This is a genomic window from Paraburkholderia sp. UYCP14C, from assembly GCF_004197395.1.
GTDB lineage: Bacteria > Pseudomonadota > Gammaproteobacteria > Burkholderiales > Burkholderiaceae > Paraburkholderia.
The window spans coordinates 35,101-55,765 of the sequence record NZ_SELS01000005.1 but is presented as its reverse complement, the minus strand read 5'-3'; the positions used below and the strand labels follow the sequence as shown (position 1 = coordinate 55,765).

At 62.7% G+C, this 20,665-nt stretch carries 16 protein-coding genes; 9 read left to right on the top strand and 7 right to left on the bottom strand.

Annotated elements, in window-relative coordinates:
• The first annotated feature begins 43 nt into the window (after window positions 1–43).
• The 5 genes from EVC45_RS05985 (at window position 44) to EVC45_RS05965 (ending at window position 8,834) form a co-directional block, all read left to right on the top strand.
• On the top strand, window positions 44–3,229 hold the full coding sequence (locus EVC45_RS05985) for an efflux RND transporter permease subunit (RefSeq protein ID WP_129957111.1): 3,186 nt from the start codon (window positions 44–46) through the stop codon (window positions 3,227–3,229).
• A 13-nt stretch (window positions 3,230–3,242) separates the two neighbouring features.
• On the top strand, window positions 3,243–4,910 hold the full coding sequence (locus EVC45_RS05980) for an efflux transporter outer membrane subunit (RefSeq protein WP_129957110.1): 1,668 nt from the start codon (window positions 3,243–3,245) through the stop codon (window positions 4,908–4,910).
• Window positions 4,911–5,357: 447 nt separating this feature from the next.
• Window positions 5,358–6,659, top strand: coding sequence for a paraquat-inducible protein A (locus EVC45_RS05975; RefSeq protein ID WP_129957109.1), 1,302 nt, complete (start codon window positions 5,358–5,360; stop codon window positions 6,657–6,659).
• Window positions 6,634–8,256, top strand: a complete 1,623-nt coding sequence (locus EVC45_RS05970; protein WP_129957108.1) for an intermembrane transport protein PqiB — start codon at window positions 6,634–6,636, stop codon at window positions 8,254–8,256. Before EVC45_RS05975 ends, EVC45_RS05970 begins: the two co-directional genes overlap by 26 nt.
• The gene (locus tag EVC45_RS05965) at window positions 8,253–8,834 is read left to right on the top strand and encodes a membrane integrity-associated transporter subunit PqiC (RefSeq protein WP_248295038.1); all 582 of its coding nucleotides are present in this window, start codon (window positions 8,253–8,255) and stop codon (window positions 8,832–8,834) included. The genes EVC45_RS05970 and EVC45_RS05965 overlap by 4 nt, the downstream gene beginning before the upstream one ends.
• 87 nt (window positions 8,835–8,921) lie before the next feature.
• Here EVC45_RS05965 and EVC45_RS05960 read toward each other — a convergent pair whose 3' ends face one another.
• From EVC45_RS05960 to EVC45_RS05945, 4 genes are all read right to left on the bottom strand, one after another.
• On the bottom strand, window positions 8,922–10,166 hold the full coding sequence (locus tag EVC45_RS05960; protein ID WP_129957107.1) for a citrate/2-methylcitrate synthase: 1,245 nt from the start codon (window positions 10,164–10,166) through the stop codon (window positions 8,922–8,924).
• A gap of 107 nt (window positions 10,167–10,273) precedes the next feature.
• The gene (locus tag EVC45_RS05955) at window positions 10,274–10,666 is read right to left on the bottom strand and encodes a VOC family protein (RefSeq protein WP_129957106.1); all 393 of its coding nucleotides are present in this window, start codon (window positions 10,664–10,666) and stop codon (window positions 10,274–10,276) included.
• A gap of 26 nt (window positions 10,667–10,692) precedes the next feature.
• Window positions 10,693–12,009 carry an MFS transporter gene (locus EVC45_RS05950; RefSeq protein ID WP_129957105.1) on the bottom strand — a complete coding sequence of 439 codons (1,317 nt, stop codon included), beginning with the start codon at window positions 12,007–12,009 and terminating at the stop codon, window positions 10,693–10,695.
• A 51-nt stretch (window positions 12,010–12,060) separates the two neighbouring features.
• Window positions 12,061–12,819, bottom strand: coding sequence for an SDR family oxidoreductase (locus EVC45_RS05945; protein ID WP_129957104.1), 759 nt, complete (start codon window positions 12,817–12,819; stop codon window positions 12,061–12,063).
• 312 nt (window positions 12,820–13,131) lie between these two features.
• Here EVC45_RS05945 and EVC45_RS05940 point away from each other — a divergent pair, with 312 nt between their 5' ends.
• From EVC45_RS05940 to EVC45_RS05925, 4 genes are all read left to right on the top strand, one after another.
• Entirely contained in the window at window positions 13,132–14,094 is a 963-nt protein-coding gene (locus EVC45_RS05940) for a D-glycerate dehydrogenase (RefSeq protein ID WP_129957103.1), read from the top strand.
• Window positions 14,095–14,228: 134 nt separating this feature from the next.
• Window positions 14,229–15,674, top strand: coding sequence for a DEAD/DEAH box helicase (locus EVC45_RS05935; protein ID WP_129957102.1), 1,446 nt, complete (start codon window positions 14,229–14,231; stop codon window positions 15,672–15,674).
• Between the two features lie 110 nt (window positions 15,675–15,784).
• Window positions 15,785–16,984, top strand: a complete 1,200-nt coding sequence (locus tag EVC45_RS05930) for an acyl-CoA dehydrogenase family protein (RefSeq protein ID WP_129957101.1) — start codon at window positions 15,785–15,787, stop codon at window positions 16,982–16,984.
• A 58-nt stretch (window positions 16,985–17,042) separates the two neighbouring features.
• A complete protein-coding gene (locus EVC45_RS05925) occupies window positions 17,043–18,371 on the top strand; it encodes an Nramp family divalent metal transporter (RefSeq protein ID WP_129957100.1) in 1,329 nt (442 codons plus the stop codon).
• 103 nt (window positions 18,372–18,474) lie between these two features.
• Here the strand turns inward: EVC45_RS05925 and flhC are convergent, their stop codons facing one another.
• The 3 genes from flhC to EVC45_RS05910 form a co-directional block, all read right to left on the bottom strand.
• Window positions 18,475–19,044, bottom strand: a complete 570-nt coding sequence (gene flhC, locus EVC45_RS05920; RefSeq protein ID WP_129957099.1) for a flagellar transcriptional regulator FlhC — start codon at window positions 19,042–19,044, stop codon at window positions 18,475–18,477.
• 14 nt (window positions 19,045–19,058) lie between these two features.
• Window positions 19,059–19,379: a flagellar transcriptional regulator FlhD gene (gene flhD, locus EVC45_RS05915; RefSeq protein WP_129957098.1), complete on the bottom strand. Its 321-nt coding sequence runs from the start codon at window positions 19,377–19,379 to the stop codon at window positions 19,059–19,061.
• A gap of 736 nt (window positions 19,380–20,115) precedes the next feature.
• The gene (locus EVC45_RS05910) at window positions 20,116–20,652 is read right to left on the bottom strand and encodes a GNAT family N-acetyltransferase (protein WP_129957097.1); all 537 of its coding nucleotides are present in this window, start codon (window positions 20,650–20,652) and stop codon (window positions 20,116–20,118) included.
• Window positions 20,653–20,665 lie beyond the last annotated feature (13 nt).

Genomic DNA, 20,665 nt, shown 5'->3' with positions numbered 1-20,665 from the left:
CGCGCATGCTTCAACGCGCATGGTCCAAAGTTAAGAGCTTCCAATGAACATATCCAAATTCTTCATCGATCGCCCCATTTTTGCAGGCGTGCTATCGGTATTGATCCTGCTCGGGGGCATCATCTCGCTGTTCAAGCTGCCCATCTCCGAGTATCCGGAGGTCGTGCCGCCTTCGGTGGTGGTGCACGCGCAGTATCCGGGCGCGAATCCGAAGGTGATCGCCGAGGCGGTCGCAGCTCCGCTCGAAGAGCAGATCAACGGCGTCGAGAACATGCTGTACATGCAGTCGCAGGCGAATAGCGACGGCAATCTGACGCTGACGGTCACGTTCAAGCTCGGCACCAATCCCGACCTCGCGACGCAGCTCGTGCAGAACCGCGTCAATCAGGCGCTGCCGCGTCTGCCGGAAGACGTGCAGCGGCTCGGCGTGACGACGATCAAAAGTTCGCCGACGCTGACGATGGTCGTGCACCTGATCTCGCCGAACGATCGCTACGACATGACGTATCTGCGCAATTACGCGCTGCTCAACGTGAAGGATCGGCTCGCGCGGATTCAGGGTGTCGGCGAAGTTCAGCTGTGGGGCTCGGGCGACTACGCGATGCGTATCTGGCTCGATCCGCAGAAAGTCGCGCAACGCGGCCTCACCGCGACTGAAGTCGTCAACGCGATTCGCGAGCAGAATATCCAGGTCGCGGCCGGTGTGATCGGTGCGTCGCCGTCGGTGCCGGGCACGCAGTTGCAGTTGTCGGTGAATGCGCGCGGCCGGTTGAGGACCGAGAGCGAATTCGGCGACATCATCGTGAAGACGGCGCCCGACGGCGGCGTGACCTATCTGCGCGATATCGCCCGGATCGAACTCGCGGCGTCGGAATACGGGCTGCGTTCGCTGCTCGACAACAAGCCCGCGGTTGCGCTCGCGATCAACCAGGCGCCGGGTGCGAACTCGCTCGCGATTTCCGAGCAGGTACGCGCGGCGATGAGGGAACTCGCCGTAGACATGCCGGCCGGCGTCGAATACCGGATCGTCTACGATCCGACGCAGTTCGTGCGTTCGAGCATCGAGGCGGTGATTCATACGCTGCTCGAAGCGATCGCGCTGGTCGTGATCGTCGTGATCGTGTTCCTGCAGACCTGGCGCGCGTCGATCATTCCGTTGATCGCGGTGCCGGTGTCGATCGTCGGTACGTTCTCGCTGCTGCTGGCGTTCGGTTTCTCGATTAATGCGTTGTCGCTGTTCGGCATGGTGCTCGCGATCGGTATCGTCGTCGACGACGCGATCGTCGTGGTGGAGAACGTCGAGCGCAACATCGAAAGCGGGCTCAGTGCGCGCGATGCGACCTACAAGGCGATGCGCGAAGTGAGTGGGCCGATCATCGCGATTGCGCTGACGCTCGTCGCCGTGTTCGTGCCGCTCGCGTTCATGACGGGTCTCACGGGCCAGTTCTACAAGCAGTTCGCGATGACCATCGCGATTTCGACGGTGATCTCGGCGTTCAATTCGCTGACGCTATCGCCGGCGTTGTCTGCGCTCCTGCTGCGCAGCCACGGCGAGAAGGAAGACTGGCTCACGCGTGTGATGAATCGTGTGCTCGGCGGCTTCTTCAAGCGCTTCAACAAGGTGTTTCATCGCGGTTCGGAAGCCTACGGCCGCGGTGTGACCGGCGTGCTGCGCCGCAAGGGCGCGATGCTCGCGGTGTACGCGATCCTCGTCGGTGCCACCGTATTGATGGCGCGGATCGTGCCGGGCGGCTTCGTGCCCGCGCAGGACAAGGAGTATCTGATCGCGTTCGCGCAGTTGCCGAACGGTGCGTCGCTCGATCGCACGGAGAAGGTGATCCGCGATATGAGCGCGATCGCGCTGAAGCAGCCGGGCGTCGAAAGCGCGGTGGCGTTCCCCGGTCTGTCGGTGAATGGCTTCACGAATAGTTCGAGCGCGGGCATCGTGTTCGTCACGCTGAAACCGTTCAAGGAGCGTGGCAGCAAGGCGCTGTCGGCCGGTGCGATTGCCGGTGCGCTGAACCAGCAGTACGGCTCGATCAAGGACTCGTTCGTCGCGGTGTTCCCGCCGCCGCCGGTGCTCGGGCTCGGCACGCTCGGCGGCTTCAAGATGCAGCTCGAAGATCACGGGGCGGTCGGTTATGCCGAACTCAACAAGGCTGCCGAAGCATTCGTGAAGCGGGCGGCGCAAACGCCCGAGCTCGGACCGACCTTCTCCAGCTATCAGATCAACGTGCCGCAACTGAACGTCGATCTCGATCGGGTGAAGGCGAAGCAGCTCGGTGTGCCGGTCACCGACGTGTTCGACACGATGCAGATCTATCTGGGCTCGCTGTACGTGAACGACTTCAACCGTTTCGGCCGGGTGTATCAGGTGCGCGTGCAGGCGGATGCGCCGTTCCGTCAACGCGCCGACGACATCCTGCAACTGAAGACGCGCAATGCGGCGGGTGAGATGGTGCCGTTGTCGTCGCTCGTCACGGTGACGCCGACCTACGGGCCGGAGATGGTGGTGCGCTACAACGGCTACACGGCGGCCGACATCAACGGCGGCCCGGCGCCCGGTTTTTCGTCGGGGCAGGCGCAGGCCGCGGCCGAACGCGTCGCTGCCGAAGTGCTGCCGCGCGGCGTGAAGCTCGAATGGACCGACCTCACGTACCAGCAGATCCTCGCCGGCAACGCAGGCATGTGGGTGTTCCCGATCAGCGTGCTGCTCGTGTTCCTCGTGCTTGCGGCGTTGTACGAAAGCCTGACGCTGCCGCTCGCGGTGATCCTGATCGTGCCGATGAGCGTGCTGTCCGCGCTGACCGGCGTGTGGCTCACCGGTGGCGACAACAACATCTTCACGCAGATCGGTTTGATGGTGCTGGTGGGCTTGTCGGCGAAGAACGCGATCCTGATCGTCGAGTTTGCGCGTGAGCTCGAACACGACGGACGCAGTCCGCTGCAGGCGGCCATCGAAGCAAGCCGCTTGCGTCTGCGGCCGATTCTGATGACGTCGATCGCCTTCATCATGGGCGTGGTGCCGCTGGTGCTGTCGAGCGGCGCGGGCTCGGAGATGCGTCACGCGATGGGCATCGCGGTGTTCTTCGGCATGCTCGGCGTCACGCTGTTCGGCCTGATGCTGACGCCGGTGTTCTATGTGGTGCTGCGTTCGCTCGCGGGCGGGACGATTCACGTCGCGCAGAAGGATGCGCCGCGCTATGGCGCGCCCGTTACGGACGCCTGAGGAGAAAACAACAATGAAACGCTTTGAATCTCGCTTTGCATCTTTGCGCGGTTGGGGCCGCGCGGCCGCAAGCGGTTTGCTAATTGCGCTGCTGGCCGCCTGCTCGGTCGAGCCGACGTACAAGCGTCCCGATGTCGATACGCCGGCGGCGTTCAAGGAAGCGCCCGCGGTGGCGACGTCGGCTGCGTCGGCGTCGGGCGCGCCGGCAGGTTCGGCCGCGTCCGCACAAAACAACGGCACGTGGAAAGCGGCCCAGCCCGCCGACGACGCGCTGCGCGGCGAATGGTGGAAGGTGTTCGGCGACTCGCAACTCGACGCGCTCGAACAGCAGGCCGCCGCCGCGAACCAGGACCTGAAGGCCGCGGCCGCGCGCGTGCAGCAGGCACGCGCGGTTACGCAGGCGGCGCAGTCCGACTGGTTCCCGAAGTTCGACGCGGGCTTCGGCCCGACGCGCGAGCGTGCGTCGGCGGCGTCGCAGTTCCAGCCGGACAGCGCGGGTGGAACGACCGGCACGATCTGGCGCGCGCAGGTCGGCGCGTCATATGAAGCGGATCTGTTCGGGCGCGTCAGCTCGAACGTGAACGCGTCGCGCTCGGACGAGCAGCAGAGCGAAGCACTGTTCCGTTCGGTGCAGCTGTCGTTGCAGGCCGACGTCGCGCAAAACTACTTCCAGTTGCGCGAACTCGATACCGACCAGGACCTGTATCGCCGCACCGTCGCGTTGCGCGAAGACACGCTGAAGCTCGTCCAGCGGCGCTTCAAGGAAGGCGATATCAGCGAGCTGGACCTGTCGCGCGCGCGTAACGAGCTCGCCATCGCGCGTGCCGATGCGGTCGGCGTCGCGCGGCAACGGGCGGCCTCGGAGCATAGTCTCGCGATTCTGCTCGGCAAGCCGCCCGCGGATTTCACGTTCGCGGAAGAGCCGCTCGCGCCCGTGACGGTGCGCGTGCCGCCCGGTTTGCCGTCGGCGCTGCTCGAACGCAGGCCTGACATCGCGGCAGCGGAACGCGCGATGCAGGCAGCGAATGCACGCGTCGGGCTCGCGAAGTCGGCGTTCTTCCCGAAGCTCGACATCACCGGCGCGTTCGGCTTTGAATCGGCGACCCTCGGCGATCTGTTCATGTGGTCGAGCCGCGCGTTCATCCTCGGTCCGCTGGCGGGTACCGCGCTGACGGTGCCGATCTTCGATGGTGGTCGTCGCAAGGCCAATCTCGCGCAGGCCCGTTCGAAGTACGACGAGGACGTCGCGCAATATCGCCAGCAGGTGCTCGTCGCGTTCCGTGAGGTCGAGGACAATCTCGCCGATCTGCGCCTGCTCGACGATCAGATGCGCGAGCAGAACGACGCGGTCGATGCGTCGCAGCGCGCCGCGCATCTGTCGCGCACGCAGTACACGGAGGGCGCGGTCAGCTATCTCGACGTGATCGATGGCGAGCGGCAGGTGCTGCAGACGCAATTGCAGGCGAGCCATCTGGCGGGCACGCAGGCGGTCTCGACCGTGAATCTGATTCGCGCGCTCGGTGGCGGTTGGGGCGAGGTGGCGGCGGGGGATACGGCGGTGGGGGCGGCGCCGGCACCGGCTGGTGCTGCCGGAGGCACGGTGGCCTCGCTGGCTGCGGCATCCGGCACCACGGCTGAGGCTGCATCGGTTTCAGCGCAGCAGCAGGTGGCGAAGCGCTGAATCCTTGAATCTGTTAGCTAGCGTTTCATCGACCTCAGCAACGACGCCGGGCCGCGCGCAAGCTTTGCGGCAAACAGACACTATTCATTAGCGCGTGAATGAGTGCCGACGAGGACTTGCGTCGCTTTTGTTTTTAGTCAGTCTACGAATGGCCGCAGCCACCGCTGCGGCCATTTTTTGCTTCTGGCATCCACGCGCTTCTCATCGAGATCGATATGAGACCAAGGTCTCATTGCGATAGAGCGGACCGCTAGCCAAACTTTAGGCGGACAGCCGCGTGGACCGTCGTCGTGACGGGTATGGGTGCGACTGGTTCAAGAGACAGTTGGAAGCTTAAGGAAGCTTTAAGCGGTCATCTTCGAGCAGAACGGGCCGATGGCCGGTTCGGGAGAGCGGACAGTCGTAACCGCAAGCCGCAGTTTCGCAACCTGTTTCACAGGTGACCCAATGAATCACGGGAAGCTCATCGCCTGCCACGAATGCGATCTCCTGCAGCGGGAGGTGCCCGTACCGGAGGGTGGCGGTTTGCGATGCCGACGCTGCCGGGCCCAGCTATGTCGCGAGATCCCCAACAGCCTCGAACGCGCACTCGCGTTTTCTATCGCCGCAGCGGTACTCTTCGCAGTTTCGAATCTGTACCCCATCGTCGGACTATCGGTTAATGGAACTGTCGTAGAGACAACGCTCCTGGGCGCCGTTAGCGCGCTGTATGCCGACGGAAAGTGGCCAATTGCGGGGCTGGTGTTTGCAACCACGGTCCTGATGCCGATCTTGCAGACCGCGAGCATGCTATGGCTACTGATACCACTCAAGTTTGACCGTCTGCCTTGGGGCGGTCCGCTTATGTTCCGGCTGTGTCACCTCTGCCAGCCATGGGGAATGACCGAAGTGCTGATCCTGGGCTTGCTGGTTGCGCTCGTGAAGTTATCCGCGATCGCAGGGGTGGTCGTGGGCCCCGCGCTGTGGTCGTTCGGAACCCTGATGTTCGTACTGGCGGCGGCGGGCGCAGCTTTCGATTCGCGCAACCTGTGGTCGCGCGTCGCTGTCGTTGAGCATGCCGGCGCGTTGCCGAGCCTCGACGAGGCATCGCTGCAGGGCGCGCTTACCGCAGCACGATGCGGTCTCGCGCGGTGTCACGATTGTGGACTGCTCGCCAGGGCGCAGGCTAACGCTCATGCTCATGCTCACGCATTCAATTGCCCGCGCTGTGGTGCAGCGATGCACCTGCGCAAGCCTGCAAGCCTGTCGCGCACGTGGGCTTTCCTGATTACCGCGATGGTGATGTATATCCCAGCCAACGTGTTGCCTGTGATGTACACGAACTCGCTCTTCGGGACGGAGAACGACACGATCCTCTCTGGCGTCGTCTACCTCTGGACATCCGGGTCCTGGCCGCTGGCGATCGTCGTGTTCGTCGCCAGCATCGCTGTTCCGATGCTCAAGATCCTCGCGCTCGGATACCTGACGATCTCGACGCAGATGCACTCGCGCTGGCACCCCGTCGAGCGCACAAGGATCTATCGGATGGTCGAGTTTGTGGGGCGCTGGTCGATGCTCGATATCTACGTGATCACGATGCTCGTCGCGCTCGTGCAGTTCCAGGCACTGGCGACGATCCAGGCCGGTAATGCGGCAATCGCATTTGGCGCAGTGGTGGTGCTGACGATGTTCGCGGCGATGGCGTTCGATCCCCGCCTGATATGGGACGAAGTGGAGCAAGATCATGCCAGGACTCGAGAAACAGCCTGATATTCCCGACGCGGAGCCTGTGCCGCGATCGCGCTGGCGCCTCCAGGTAGTGTGGCTCGTACCCATCTTCGCGGTCCTGATCGGCGGGTGGCTGGCTGTCAAGGCGGTGATCGAGAAGGGGCCAACGATCACGATCGGCTTCGCAACCGCTGACGGTATTGAGGCGGGCAAGACGAAAATCAAGCTCAAGAACGTCGACATCGGGGTCATCAAGACCGTAACGTTGACCGCCGATAGCACCCGAGTCACAGCGTCCGCGGACATCAACAAAAATGCGTCGAAACTGCTCGTCGACGACACCCGATTCTGGGTCGTCCGCCCACGTATATCCGGCGGGACAGTGTCCGGTATCACCACGCTTCTGTCCGGCTCCTACGTTGAAATGGACGTAGGTAAATCGAAGACCGGACGTCGCGACTTCATCGGTCTCGAAGTCCCGCCGGTGATCACGAGTGATGTGCCGGGGCGCGAATTCGTCCTGAAAAGCACGAATATGGGCTCGCTCGATGTCGGCACGCCGGTGTTCTTCCGACGGCTGCAGGTCGGACAGATATCCAGCTACAAGCTCGATCCTGATGGACACGGCGTAACGCTGCGCGTATTTATCAACTCGCCGTATGACAGGTTCGTTCTTGCGGATACCCGCTTCTGGCACGCAAGCGGTGTCGACGTGACAATCGGGGCGACTGGCGTTCAGGTGAACTCGCAGTCGCTCGTGTCGATCATGATCGGCGGCGTGGCATTCGAGTCGCTGCCGGGCGCGGTCGACGAGACCGTCGCTGCGAGCGAGTCAACCTTTACGTTGTTCCCAGATCGGGCTGACGCGATGAAGGCGCACTATCAGGTCGTCGACAAGTTCGTCGCGAACTTCGCCGAATCGGTCCGTGGATTGACCGTGGGTGCGCCGGTCGACTTCCGTGGCATTGTGGTCGGCGAAGTGACAGCGATCTATACAAATTATGATCCCAAGACGGAGAGGTTCACCATCCCAGTGGAAATCAATCTTTATCCGCAACTCTTCGCGTCCCACTATAGGACCAACACGGGCACTAGCGCCAGCGGCCACCTGAGCAACGATCCTCACGCGACCGTGGATCGCCTCATCGAAAAGGGACTGCGTCTCCAGCTTAAAACGGGCAATCTGCTGACCGGGCAACTGTACCTGACCGCCGACTTTTTTCCCAACGCGCCAAAAGCCACGGTCAACTGGGCGTCATCACCTCCAGAGCTGCCGACCATACCCGGTAACCTGCAGCGGCTGGAGGACAACGTCACGGAACTCCTTGCGAAGCTGAACACGATCCCTTTTGCGGCGATTGGCAAGAATACGCAGCAGACGCTGGTGAGTGCGAAGACGCTGCTCGACCAGCTCGACACCGAGGTTGTTCCGCAAGCGCACGGCACACTCGCCGCGGCCCACGCGGCGCTTGACTCGGCCAACAATGTGCTGCAGCCGGACTCGGGTCTGCAGCAGAACGCGAACGACGCGGTACAGGAGCTTTCGCGCACCGCTACGGCTTTCCGAACGCTTGCCGATTATCTGGAGCAACATCCGGAAGCGTTGATTCGCGGCAAGCAGAAGGAGACCAAGCCGTGACGCGCGCCCTTGTGCCCTTCGTTCTGGTGCTGTTGACAGTGTCGCTTGGCGGCTGCGGCAGTTCACCCGCGTCTAGCTTCTACCGGCTGAAGCCAGACGCGACGCTCACCACCATGGGAACTTCGGTGCCGTTATATGTCGTGGTGAACCCGGTCACGATTCCACAACTGGTTGACCGACAGCAAATCGTCGTAAGCCTTGCCGACAATCAGGTGTGGCCTAACGTGTTCGAGCGCTGGGCCGAGCCGCTCAAGGGCAATATCCAGCGGACTATCGCCGGAAATCTGGCGGTGCTGCTTGGCTCCGAACAGGTCAGCGTCTACGCGGCAGACTCGGGTAGCTTGCCAATGTGGCGGGTGCGCGTTGACGTGATGCAATTCGATTCGGTACCGGGAGACACGGCGACTATCGACGCACTGTGGACGATCTGGCCTCCAGGGAAGGCGACTCCGATCGCCGGACACACGCTCGCACGCGTGCCTGCACAAGGGCAGGCTTACGACGCGCTTGTCGCCGCCCACGATCACGCGCTGGGGTTGGTGAGTCGGGATATCGCGGCGGCAATCAGGAAGAACTGATTGCGTTCGGCCACACAAATAAACGGCTTCCCGAAAGCCGATTCGCCTCGAAAATTTCTTTCAGCGGAGATCGATCGGTACGCCTTCTCAGGGATCAACCGCCTTGAACAGACGATTCTTGTCGAGCGTGACCGGATCGGGCATCTTCTCCGCGCCTTGCGCGAGCAGCGGCGGGTTGGCGTCCTCCAGCGCGCGCCCGGTATAGCGGCTGCGTGGCCGTATGACTTTGCCCACCCGGAGCTGCTCGATGCAATGCGCGAGCAGGCCCACGCTTCTGGCCGTGGCGAACAACGCGAACGACGTATCGCGTGGTAACGCCAGCTGTGCCGACAGGGCCGCAAGCGCAACGTCGATATTCGGCTGGAGCCCTGTCAGCTCCACCACCCTGTTGATGAACGAGACGAGCTCCCGAGGTGGATTCAGCACTTCGAGCAATGCGGCCGCGCGCGGATCGCCGTCCGGATAGAGATGATGTCCGAACCCGGGGATGGGAATGGCCGACTGCAGGTGATGCGCAACCACGTGTTCCGCACCGAGTCTTCCGACATCGTCGAACACGGCCCGCACGCGGCCGGACGCATCGCCATGCAGCGGGCCCGATAAGGTCGCGAGCCCCGTGAGCAGGCATCCCGGCAGCGATGCACCGGTGGAGGCAGTGATCCTGGCGGCGAAGGCCGAACTCGTTATCTCGTGGTCGGCCACGAGGACCATCGCACGGCGGATGAGCTCGGCGGCATCGCGGTCCTGGCCCCAACCGAGCGCGAGTCGTTCATGTGTCCATGGGGCATTTGCGTCACACTGCGCGCCAAACGCTTGCGCGATCAGCGCGACGAGCCGGCCAGCTTCGACATGCAGTGCGCTGTCCGTGCGCCCGAGGATCGAGTGCCCGTTGGCCGCGAGCGCCGCCAGCGAGGTGAATGCGCATTGCCTGCCGCGCTCGTCGCCCTGCAGCGGCAGATCACCGGCATCGAACGAAACCGGCCCGCGCGCATTCCACAGAATGGCAGCCACCTCTTCAAGCGTCGCCGTGTTCGAAAGCCGGATGCTGTCCCGTCCGCGGTAATACGGCCGGCCCTTCGAGAACGTGGTGATGCCGCTGTAAATGCAGGGCTCCGCGCCGAATATCATCCCGGCGGCGAGCGCCTCGCGCTTGCGTCCCACCTGTTTCTTTCGACACAGACTGGCGACGTCCTCCGCACGATAGAGGCTCTTGCGCGGGTCGCGCGGATCCGTCATGACCGCGATGGTCCCCCGGCTTACGTACGCATAGACAGTCTGCGCCTGCACTCCGAGTTGTCGAGCCGCTTCGGTCAGAGTGATCCAGTTTCGCATGGGATGGCAGGCAGGTAATGCTGCGCAACGCCGCAGCTGAGGAGTGACGGTGCGGATCGCGCGTGGCATGCAAGCGCGACCGAGCTAGCGCCAATGGTGACGTCTTTTCACGTAAAAGTCATCTCTGCGGGCCGCCGCTCCAGGATCTCGACGAGGATGTCGCCCGGCGATCGCACGAAGCAGGCTCTGACCCCTGCGCGTACCTGCTTGATCGGCTCCACGATCTCCGCGTCGCAGCGCAACAGATGCTCGAACGCAGCGTCGAGATCGTCCACGACCACGCCAAAATGATCGATGCCTTGCCTTCGCTCGCCATCCGGTAGCCGGCCAGTTTGCGCGTTCGCCAGCGGCGTGATGAAAAGATTGATGCTGCCGATGCGCAGATCCACCCGCCCGGGCCGCCGCACGATTTCGGCGTTCAGGCAGCGCGCAAACCAGGCAGCGGTCGCTTCGGCATCCGCCGAGCAAAGTTGCAGATGATCCCACTTGAATTCAACCATTCGTTTTCTCCGGATAGGCGAAGGCGTCACAGTTCGATGCGGGAGAGTTTGCCCAGCAGCGCGGAGTAGGAGAGCGCGCCGAGCAGGCAGATCGCGCCCATCATATTGAGCGCCCAATAGAAGTGGCCGGTATGGTGGGTGATGTAGCCGATCATCAGCGGCGTGGTGACTCCCGCGATATTGGCTGCGAGGCTGGTGATGCTGCTCGTCAGTCCCACGTACTGACGAGGCGCGATTTCGGAGACGGCGGCCCACGACATCGAGCCGACGCCCTGTGCGAAGAATGCGATAGTCAGGATCGCGATCACCGCCTCGTTCGACTCGACGAAATTGACGAGCACGATCGATGCGCCGAGCAGCGTGCCGATGATGAGCGGCGCCTTGCGCGCAGTGGAAATCGACACCCCGCGCCGGATGAAAAAATCCGACAGAGAGCCCGCGAGAAGAATCCCGAGCGTCGCGCCGATAAAGGGCAGCGCCTGAAAGATCCCGACCTTGATGATCGACATGTGACGCGCTTCGATCAGATAAGTCATGAACCAGGTGGTGAAGAAGACCAGCAAGGTGTTATTGCAGAACTTGCCAAGACAGATAGCAAGAATTTGCCGGTAGCTGAGCAGCTTGAGCGCCATGCGCCAGTCGAATTTCTCGCGAGGCTTGCGCGCCGTCGTAGCGCCGTCATTGATGTACTGCAGCTCCGCGGCATTGACGCCCGCGTGCTGATGCGGGTCGCGATACACCCGGTACCAGAGGAGACTGAACAGGATGCCGAAGCCGCCCGTCACGAAGAACACCGTGCGCCAGCCGTACGCGGCGGAGATCCACAACAACAGGCCGGTAAACAAGGGGGTGCCGATGTATTGCCCCATCACGTAGACACTGGTTGCGAAGCCCCGCTCTCTGGCGGGAAACCACAACGTTACGGCGCGCGCGTTCGAAGGGAACGCGGGTGCCTCCAGTGCGCCGATGGCGAGCCGCGATCCGAGCAGCATGTGATAGCCGGTCGCGAGACCCTGCGTCAGCGTGGCGAACGACCAGCCGACTAGAGACAGTGCATACGCCACGCGCGAGCCGAGAACGTCGGTCAGCACGCCGCCGGGCAACAGAGCAATGGAATAGGCAAGGCCGAATGCGGCAAACAGCTCACCCATCTGCATCCTGTCGAGCGCCAGCCCCTTCGAAAGACCCGGTGCGACGATGCCTAGCGCCGAGCGGTCCACGTAGTTGAGGATGGTGGCCACGAGCAACATCGAGAGCACGACATACCGGACCCTGGAGCGCTTCGCGGTATCCGCGTAGGCCGGGTTTCGCGGCGGCAAGGTTTGTTCCTCTACGACTTTCATCGGTGTCTCCTTGACATTGGCCTGTTGTTTTTCTATTGGCGAAAGGGCAATTTATCCGCGACCGACGAACGGCATCGCGCTCGCCATGATGGTCATGTTGAGCACGTTGGCTTCGAGCGGAAGACTGGCCATATGCACGACTGCATTCGCAACATGCATCACGTCCATTCTTGCTTCGGGTGCCAGGCGTCCATCCGCTTGCAATACGCCCCGGTTCATGCGTTCCGTGAGCGATGTTGCCGCGTTGCCGATATCGATCTGTCCGCACGCGATGTTGAAAGCACGTCCATCCAACGCAATCGATCGGGTGATACCGGTGACCGCATGTTTGGTCGCCGTATAGGCGATGGTATGCGGCCGCGGCGAGTGGGCCGAGATCGATCCGTTGTTGATGATTCGTCCGCCTTGCGGGGACTGCGCTTTCATCAAGCGATAAGCGGCGCGGGCGCAGAGGAACACGCCGGTCAGATTGGTGGCCACGACGTCGTTCCAGAAGTCGACCTCGTAGTCTTCCAGCGGCACGGCCCCTGCGTTACGGCCCGCGTTGTTGAACAGCACGTCGAGCCGGCCGAACGTCTCGGCGATCTGCGAAAACGCGTGCTCGACCGAGGCTGCGTCGGCGACGTCGGCCTGAACCACATGCGCTTCTCCGCCGGCGCTGCCGATTGCTTCTTTCGTCTCCAGCAGCGGTTCCGCTCTGCGCCCGATGAGCGCGACGGCGAATCCGGCGTTGGCGAGCGCGATGGCGGCAGCGCGGCCGATGCCGGAGCCGGCGCCGGTAACGGCCGCAAATTTCTTCGGTGCAGACATTTCACTTCCTCTCGACGAGTCAATTGAAGATGGGAAGCAGGTTTGCATTCTTGCCATGCGGCGAGCAATCTTGATTCATCGAATCAACATCTGAGCGCCTTGCGGATGGGGATCGCACCAGGGTTTTCCTGATACGCGCGTGGGCGGCGGGGAGACTGACGAGGGGTGTAGAGGGAAGGGATCGCCGCGTGCGGCGTGCAGCGGTACGATTCAGGGATCCATCCTTCCCGAGGAGTTGATTGATCCAATCAACATTGACGGCCCAACTTGCGGTTTCGTAGTCTCTCGACGTCTGTCCACCAAGGAAAAGCCATGTCGAAAGATAACCGTACCAGGCTGTTGATCGCGCGAAAAGTCCCCACGGCCGTAGCGAAACGCGCCGAGGCCGAATTCCATGCCTTCGTGACCGAGTCCGATATGGACTCATGGTCGGTCGTCGACTTCTGCAAGCAGCACGACGTGCCCGCTGTACTGATCGGCAAGAAGTCCGGGTTGCAGGCCGAGCACATTGCCGCGCTACCTTCGACGGTCAGGATCATTGCGAACGCGAGCGCGGGCTTCGATCACATGGATGTATCTGCGGCCCGGGAAAGGGGAATCGTCGTCACGAACGCACCCGATGCGCTGACCGAATGCACGGCCGATTTCTCCCTGCTGCTCCTGCTGGCGGCTTCCCGACGCGCATCCGAGTACGAACGAATCATGCGTAACGGTTGGGGCAAATCGTTCGGCATGACCGAAATGCTGGGGACGAGGGTCAACGGCAAGACGCTCGGTATCGTCGGATTCGGGCGTATCGGACGAGCGGTCGCGAAGCGTGCACAAGGATTCGGCATGCGCGTGATCTACACGGACATCAACCGTGCGGCTGAGCCGTTGGAAAATGGCGCGACGTACTACGCCAGTCTCGCCGACATGCTGCCGCACTGCCAGGTGCTGACGCTGCACGTGCCTGGCGGCGGCGTCCCGCTCATGACCCGACAAGAGTTTGGACTGATGCCCCGGGGCGCGGTGTTCGTCAACGCAGCGCGTGGCGGCCTGGTGGACGAAGATGCGTTATATGAAGCGCTGAGTTCGGGACATCTGTCCAGCGCGGGTCTGGACGTATATCGGAACGAGCCCAACGTCGACAAGCGTTTCGCGGCGCTCGATAACGTGTTTCTGACACCCCATATGGCCAGCGCCACGATCGAGACTCGCGATCAGATGGGTTTCACGGCGCTCGATAACGTCGCCGCCGTGCTGGATGGGCGACCCGCGTTGAATCCGGTCTGAGACTCGTCCTCGCGAATCAGGGCTTGTAAAGCGTGCGTGGCCGGACATGTTTCCGTCGCTCGCCGATCTTAGGGCCGCGCGGCGCAATCAGGGGGCAAACCGCTAGAATTGCGGTTTTAGCCCGGAATACGCCAATGTCTTTTGCCTCGCTTGGCCTGATCGAACCCTTGCTGCGTAATGTGCAGGACCTCAATTACCAGACACCCACGCCGGTGCAGGTCAAGGCGATTCCTGCTGTGCTCAGCGGCAAGGACGTCATGGCTGGGGCACAGACCGGCACCGGCAAAACGGCGGGCTTTGCGCTGCCGCTGTTGCAGCGGCTGGTGCAACACGGCCCGGCGGTGTCCAGCAACCGCGCGCGTGTTCTGGTGCTGGTGCCCACGCGTGAACTGGCCGAACAGGTGCTGCAAAGCTTTATCGTTTACGGCAAAGGTCTCGACTTACGATTTCTGGCCGCCTACGGCGGTGTGAGTATCAACCCGCAGATGATGAAGTTGCGCAAAGGCGTGGATGTGCTCGTTGCCACGCCGGGCCGCTTGCTGGACCTCAATCGCCAGAACGCGGTGCAGTTCGATCAGGTACAAACGCTGGTGCTGGATGAAGCCGACCGCATGCTGGATCTCGGCTTTGCGCGTGAACTCAACGCCGTCTTTGCTGCGTTGCCCGCTCAGCGCCAGACCCTGCTGTTCTCCGCCACTTTTACCGACGATATCCGCGCGATGGCGGCGGGCATCCTGCGCGGTCCGGTCAATATCAGCGTCAGCCCGCCCAATGCCACGGCCAGCAAGATCAAGCAGTGGGTGGTGCCGGTGGATAAAAGGAACAAGCCTGAGCTCTTCATGCACCTTGTGGCTGAGAACAACTGGGAGCACGCGCTGGTGTTCGTCAAAACCCGCAATGGCGTGGATTACCTGGCGGCCATGCTGGATGAAGCGGGCTATGCGGTCGACACCATCCACGGCGATAAACCGCAACCCGCGCGCCTGCGTGCGCTGGAGCGCTTCAAGACGGGCGAAGTACAAATGCTGGTAGCCACCGATGTGGCTGCGCGCGGGCTGGATATCGACGACCTGCCGCTGGTGATCAACGTCGATCTGCCGATCGTCGCGCAAGACTACGTGCACCGTATTGGCCGTACCGGCCGCGCGGGGGCCAGCGGCGTGGCGGTGTCCCTCGTGTGTGCCGATGAAGCGCCGCAACTGGCCGCGATCGAAGCGCTGATCCGGCAAACGCTGCCCCGTAAAGAAGAGCCGGGTTTTGAAGCCGAACACCGCGTGCCGGAAACTAGCGCGACGGGACAACTCATCAAGAAACCCAAAAAGCCCAAGAAGCCTAAAGTGCCGCAAGCGTCGCCGAGCGCCAGGCAGGTCCCCAGCGGAAAACCGCGCCCGCAAAGTGGCGAACCCAAACGCAAGCCTGCGGCGCAGCACGCTGCGGCCGGGAGTAAAGGCACAAGCCTGTCGGGCGGTAGTCCATTCAGCGTGCAAAAGCCACGCGGCAAACCCGCCAGCAAGCCAGCAGCGAGTTCGCATAAGCCTGCTGGCAAACCCGCTGGTGGTCGCGGGAAACGCCAGCCCTGATCCTGCAAATCGTTTTTCGCGCTTTCCTTGTTCAAATCGCTTCGTAGACCACGCGCGCGCGGCTCCCTATCATCGTCCGATCCAGCCAACGACGACCCCAGGGCAAGCCAGTGACTTTCGTGCATGACGGCATCGAGCAGATTCGCGAGCAGCGGCATCAGCATGGCGCACGCGATCTCACCACACTGCTAGCCGCGTTGCGCGCGAGCGCCGCGCAACGCGATCGCGAAGGCGGCCACGCCGCGCAGCAGAAGCAATGGATCGCCGATGCGGGTCTGCTGACGCTCGCCGTGCCGCGCGAATTCGGCGGCGCCGGCGCGCGCTGGTCCGCGATTTACGACGTGGTGCGTGAGCTCGCGCGCGTCGATAGCGCGCTCGCGCATCTGTTCGGCTTCACCTGCTTGCAGGTGGTCAGCATCGACCTATGGGGCAATCCCCGCCAACGCGACAAATATCTGCGCGGCACCGTCGAGCATCGCTGGTGGTGGGGCAATGCGGTGAATCCGCTCGACACGCGTCTCATCGCCACCTCGACGAACGATGGCGGCTACCTGCTCGACGGCCAGAAAGGCTTCTGTTCCGGTACGCGCGGCTCGCAGATGATGACCGTGTCCGCGCACGATCCGTCGACCGGCAAACCCGTGTTCGCCGCGGTGCCGACCGCGCGCGAAGGCATCACCGTTCACGACGACTGGGACCCGATCGGCCAGCGGCAGACCGACAGCGGCAGCGTGTCGTTCGAGCGCGTCAGGGTCGAGCCGGATGAACTGCTCGAACGACCCGACACGCCGCACGCGAGCCTGCGCACGCTGATCTCGCAACAGGTGCTGACCAATCTGTTCGTCGGGCTTGCGCAGGGTGCGCTCGAAGCGGCGCGAGCGTACGTGCACGAACATGGCCGGCCGTGGATCGCCTCCGGCGTCGCCAAAGCAACCGACGATCCCTATCTGATCCAGCGCTTCGGCGAAATGCATATCCAGACGGTCAGCGCGGAAGCGCTGGCCGCGCGCGCCGCCAACGCGCTCGACGACGCGTGGCAACGGAGGGCATCGCTCGATGCCGAGGGCCGCGCGCGAGTCGCGCTCGCAACCTCGGAAGCGAAGATCGTCGCGCATCGGGCGGCACTCGACATCGGCGAAAAGCTCTTCGACGCGTGCGGCGCCCGCGCGACGCACGCTCCGCTCGCGCTCGATCGCTTCTGGCGCAATGCGCGTGTGCACACGCTGCACGATCCGCTCGACTACCGCGTGCGTGACGTCGGCCGCTACGCGCTCAGCGGGACTTTGCCGGAAGTTTCTCTGTACACTTGAGGCCGGTTGCGGCGCGCCAGCGCGGCGTCGCGTCGATTCCCCTCGAGAGATCTCCGGCTTGCCGTTCAAACTACCAACCACCGCGACCGCGCCGTTCTGCCCTTCAGAGGTCCAAGGCTCGGTCGCCGTCTCCGCGGGCGCACCGTTCTGGAAGAAGATTCTGCAATTCGCGGGGCCCGGCCTGCTCGTATCGATCGGCTATATGGACCCGGGCAACTGGGCCACCGCGATCGAAGCCGGTTCGCGCTTCGGTTACAGTCTGCTGTTCGTCGTGCTGCTGTCGAGCCTCGCGGCGATGGCGCTGCAGTGCCTGAGCATGCGCCTCGGCATCGCGACCGGGCGCGACCTCGCGCAACTGTCGAGCGCGCGCTATTCGCCGCGCGTCGCGCGGGCGCAGTGGCTGCTCGCGGAGCTGTCGATCATCGCCTGCGATCTCGCCGAAGTGCTCGGCGGGGCGCTCGCGTTTCATCTGCTGTTCAACTGTTCACTGACCACCGGCGTGTTGCTGACCGCATTCGACACGCTGATCGTGCTCGGCCTCAAGGGCAAGAACTTCCGCGATCTCGAAGCGATCATGCTCGGGCTGATCGCGACGATCGGCATCGGCTACATCATCGAGCTTGCGCTGGTGAGGCCGCATTGGCCGTCGGTTGCGCAGGGGCTGATTCCGTCGTGGCAGGCGTTGAGCTCGCGCGAGCCGATGTATCTCGCGATCGGCATTCTCGGCGCGACGGTGATGCCGCATAACCTGTATCTGCACTCGTCGATCGTGCAGACTCGCGCGGTGAAGCGCGATCCGGCCAGCATCCGTTCGGCGATCGGCCTGTCGCGGATCGACACGATCGCGTCGCTCGTGATCGCGGCGCTGATCAACATGGCCATCCTGATTCTCGCGGCCGCCGCGTTTCATGCGACCGGCCACAACTACGTCACGCAGATCGAGGACGCCTACCGGCTGCTCGCGCCGATCGTCGGCACCGGCTTCGCCGCGTTCCTGTTCGCGATCACGCTGCTCGCGTCGGGACAAAGCTCGACGTTCACCGGCACGGTGGCGGGGCAGGTGATCATGGAAGGCTTCCTGAAGATGAAGATTCCGTGCTACCAGCGGCGCCTGATCACGCGAGCGCTCGCGCTGATTCCGGCGCTGATCGGCGTGCGGATGCTCTGCAATGGCGCGGTTGGCCAACTGCTCGTCGCGAGTCAGGTCGTGCTGAGCCTGCAATTGCCGTTCGCGCTTTATCCGCTGATCCGCATGACCGGCGACCGCTCGCTGATGGGCGAATTCGCCAACACGCTGCCGACGCGCGTGCTCGCGTGGACGCTGTTCGTCGCGATCAGCGTGGCGAATCTGTGGCTCGTCGTGCAGACGGTGGGGTTGGCTGGTTGAGCTGAAGGCGAAAAAAAACCGCGCAGTTCAAACACTGCGCGGAATCATTTGAGCTTCGGATTGGATCGGGCTGAACCCGTGCTGCGACGGGCGAATCGACCGGTCAGGCGGCCTGCGCGACCTGCGCCGCACCGAGCGCTTCCTGGCGCGCGGCGGCTGCCTTCTTCGTCTTGCCGGCACGCGACGGCGGCTGGCATGCGCCGCACACGACGTTGTGCTGCAGGTCGTGCTTGTGCGCGACGAACTTGCCGGTACAGCGGCAGCATTTGGTCAGTTGCAGGATGTCGGCGTCGAAGAAGCGCACGAGCGTCCAGGCACGCGTCAGATCGAGCACCGGTTCGGTTTCGCTGTGCTGACAATGTTCGAGATACAACCGATATCCCTTGGTCAGCGCATCGAGATGCGAGCAGCGCGCCTCGTTCTTCAGGAACAGGTACGTGTTGTAGAACAGCGACGCGTGAATGTTCGCAAGCCACGTCATGTACCAGTCCGCCGAGAACGGCAGCATGCCCTTGGGCGGCGATACGCCCTTGACCTCGCGATACAGGCGGATCATTCGGTCGCGCGACAGCGTCAGTTCGCTCTCGAGCACCTGCATGCGGGCGCCGAGCTCGATCAGCGCGATCGCGCGGAATACTTCCTGTGCGTCTTCGGTCAGGCTTCGCTTGAGCATTGCAGTCACCTCGATCAGGCAAATTGCTCGGCGGGCTGGCCTGCAAGCAGGATCGCCGTATGGGTCGGGGCAACTGCGGCGTGCGTGGTCGTTTGCGTCAACGCCGACAGCATCGCGTGGTCGTTGAAGCGGAAGAAGCACAAAAGCTGGTCGGAAGAGGCCAGCTTGACGATCTGCGCGAGCGACAGCCCGGCAAGCAAGTCAGCCAGTTCCGACGACAATCCCAGCCGGAACATTCCGACCGGTTTGTCCTCGCGCAACATGCGTTGCGCGAGCATGATGTAAGACAAATTAATTTCGCGGATTGAATCCAGCGTCTCGCTGCTACGGTCCATTTTTTCTGTTTCCGAAGCCCCGAATTTCTATGTCGGCTTTGCGCCGTTATGTCTTTTCTGCCTCGCCGGAAACGCGGCCTCCGGCTACATGTTGCTACTTGCTACAGTCATTTGATACAAGACGTTACATTTCGTAACAGCTGGGACGAATTGTATGAAGGGTAAAACCAGAAATCAATCCCTTCTCAAAAAAATATCCCAAAAAACTACATCATATTTCGGTAAGTTTTTCACGCCGTTGTAATGAATGATGCAAAGTGGATTTTCGGCCTTTCGACACTCGCTTCTAATCCATGAAAACCCTTGCTGGTTGGGCATCCTGTGCGATTAGCCGCGCTCCGCATCCGCGCTGCACCGCCATCGGTAAATTTGCTTTGCATTGGAAAGGAAATAGAAAGCGGCGCAATAGGCGGTAATAAATTCTCCTCCGGAACAGCGCGCGGGGGACCGATGGAGGGTGTAACGCCAGGATGAGGCCCCAGTTACAAACCAGGTAAACTGGGGCCGGATTTGTAACGGCTTGGTAACGGTCGGCAGCCGGTCTGGCGGATGCGGTTTGCCTCGATACTGAGTGGCGGTCGCAGACGCGTACCGAGTTCGCTGCCGACGAAGGTACGAGGAACCGCACCGTGCAGGCTGCCTGACACGATGTCGCCGCGATGGGCACCGATATGACAACCTTGGGCGAGGTGCCGGGATTGCCCGCGGAGCCTTCGTAGTCGATGAATCCGGGGCGCTATGCGAGGAAACGCGCCATCAGATCCTCGTCGTGGAATTCGCCGTCGACGTTCAAGGCGCCGACTTCACACCCGTATTTGCGAAAGCCGAGCGATTCATACAGCTTGCGCGCCGCGTCGTTGCGGCTACCCACGGTCAGTTGCACCTGTCGCAAACCGTCGACGCGCGCCGCGCGCGTCAACAACTCGCTGAGCAGCGCACGCCCGACCCCACGACCAGCCGCTTCCTGCGCGACATACATGCCGATCACGTTCGCCTTGTGCCGCTCCTTGTGGGCTTTGTTGCGCAGCAGACCCACGACGCCGATCAGCGGTGCATCCGCCGATGCGTACGCGCCAAGCAGGAACGAGCCTTCCGCCTCGGAGCCTTGCAGCGTCGCGTCATGCTGCGCGGCGCCCTTTGCCAGCGCTTCGTCGTAGCTCTGTCCGAATGCAGCGGGGTGAGCTTTCAGCCCGCGCAGACGAAACTGGAAAAAGGCGTCCCGGTCGGCGGGTCCGAGTTGGCGGATGAGCGGAGGGGCGGCGTTGACGGACATATCACATATTCGT